2 protein-coding genes are annotated in these 1432 nt (G+C 63.6%); both read left to right on the top strand.

Features of this window, described 5'->3' with window-relative positions; translation table 11 throughout:
- Nucleotides 1-140 precede the first annotated feature (140 nt).
- On the top strand, nucleotides 141-932 hold the full coding sequence (locus EOA24_RS37835; protein WP_126082370.1) for a molybdopterin-binding protein: 792 nt from the start codon (nucleotides 141-143) through the stop codon (nucleotides 930-932).
- Nucleotides 932-1351, top strand: coding sequence for a GNAT family N-acetyltransferase (locus tag EOA24_RS37830; protein WP_126082369.1), 420 nt, complete (start codon nucleotides 932-934; stop codon nucleotides 1349-1351). The genes EOA24_RS37835 and EOA24_RS37830 overlap by 1 nt, the downstream gene beginning before the upstream one ends.
- Nucleotides 1352-1432: the final 81 nt, after the last annotated feature.

Raw genomic sequence — 1432 nt, 5'->3', positions numbered from 1 at the left:
GCTCGTCCTCTTCTTCATCGTCCACATCCTGATGATCCTGGCCGCCGGCCCGATCAACGAGCTGCGCTCGATCATCACCGGCTGGTACCGCACCGACCCGCCCGCAAAGCACGACCAGCCGACCGAGAGGAGCGCCTGAGATGGCAAAATTCCAGATCAGCCGCCGTAAATTCTTGACCGCGAGCAGCCTCGGCCTGTCAGGCATCGCATTATCGGGCTGCGACGCCTTCGACAGCGGTCTCGGCATTGGTGGCGGCCTGCGCAGCTTCCTCGAAAACGCCAACGGTCTGACTTACCGCGCGCAGCGCTTTCTTGCAGGCCGCGACGCGCTGGCGCCGGAATTCACCGAGGCCGATATCCGTCAGCCGCAGCGGCCGAATGGCGTCACGGCGCCCGATGACGACACCTACAAGGGTCTGCTCGCCAACAATTTCGCCGACTGGCGCCTGGAGGTCACCGGGCTGGTCGAGAAGCCGCTGTCGCTGACCCGCGAGCAGCTCCAGAACATGCCGAGCCGCACCCAGATCACCCGCCATGACTGTGTCGAAGGCTGGAGCTGCATCGCCAAATGGACCGGCACGCCGCTGTCGCTGGTGCTCGACCAGGCGGTGGTCAAGCCGCAGGCGCGCTACGTCATGTTCCACTGCCTCGACACGATCGAGCAGAGCCTGTCCGGCGACATCAAATATTACGGCACCATCGACCTGATCGATGCCCGCCATCCGCAGACCATTTTGGCCTACGGTCTCAACGGCAAGCCGCTCCCGGTCGAGAACGGCGCGCCGCTGCGCGTCCGGGTCGAGCGCCAGCTCGGCTACAAGATGCCAAAATACATTTCTAAGATCGAGCTGGTCGACAGTTTCGCCACTATCGGCGGCGGCCGCGGCGGCTATTGGGAGGATAATGGCTACGACTGGTATGGCGGGATTTGATGATCCCTCGCCTGCGGGCCGAGCACGATCTGCCGTCCGCCGAGCTTGATGCCGTCGAGGAGCGTCTGCATGACGACAACCGACGGCTGACCGGTCGTGACGACGACCGTGCCCTCACCTTTGCCTTGCGGGATGAGCAAGGGCGCGTCGTCGGGATCGCCGCCGGTCATTCCTGGGCCGGCATCGCCGAGCTCACGCTGATGTGGGTCGACGAAACTTATCGCGGCCTTGGCCACGGCAGGAAGCTGCTTGATGCCTTTGTCGCGGAGGCCGCTGCGCGCGGCTCCCTGCGGATATGGGTTTCGACCCACGACTTCCAGGCGCCGGGCTTGTACGAAAAGGCCGGTTTCGAGCGCATCGCCGAACTCACCGGATGGCCCGAAGGCCATTCCAACATCATCCTTTGTAAGACGATTTAAGAGCGCCTAAGCGACTTTATCCAGCAGCGGCTTCAGCGCCGGATGGATTTCCGGCGAAGCGTGCCTGATCAGCGTCAGCAG

This window comes from Mesorhizobium sp. M2A.F.Ca.ET.039.01.1.1 (genome assembly GCF_003998035.1).
GTDB lineage: Bacteria > Pseudomonadota > Alphaproteobacteria > Rhizobiales > Rhizobiaceae > Mesorhizobium.
This window is presented reverse-complemented; position numbering and strand designations above follow the sequence as displayed.

Coding starts and splice junctions, on each gene's coding strand:
- EOA24_RS37835 (WP_126082370.1), top strand. CDS start 141: ATGGCAAAATTCCAGATCAGCCGCCGTAAATTCTTGACCGCGAGCAGC.
- EOA24_RS37830 (WP_126082369.1), top strand. CDS start 932: ATGATCCCTCGCCTGCGGGCCGAGCACGATCTGCCGTCCGCCGAGCTT.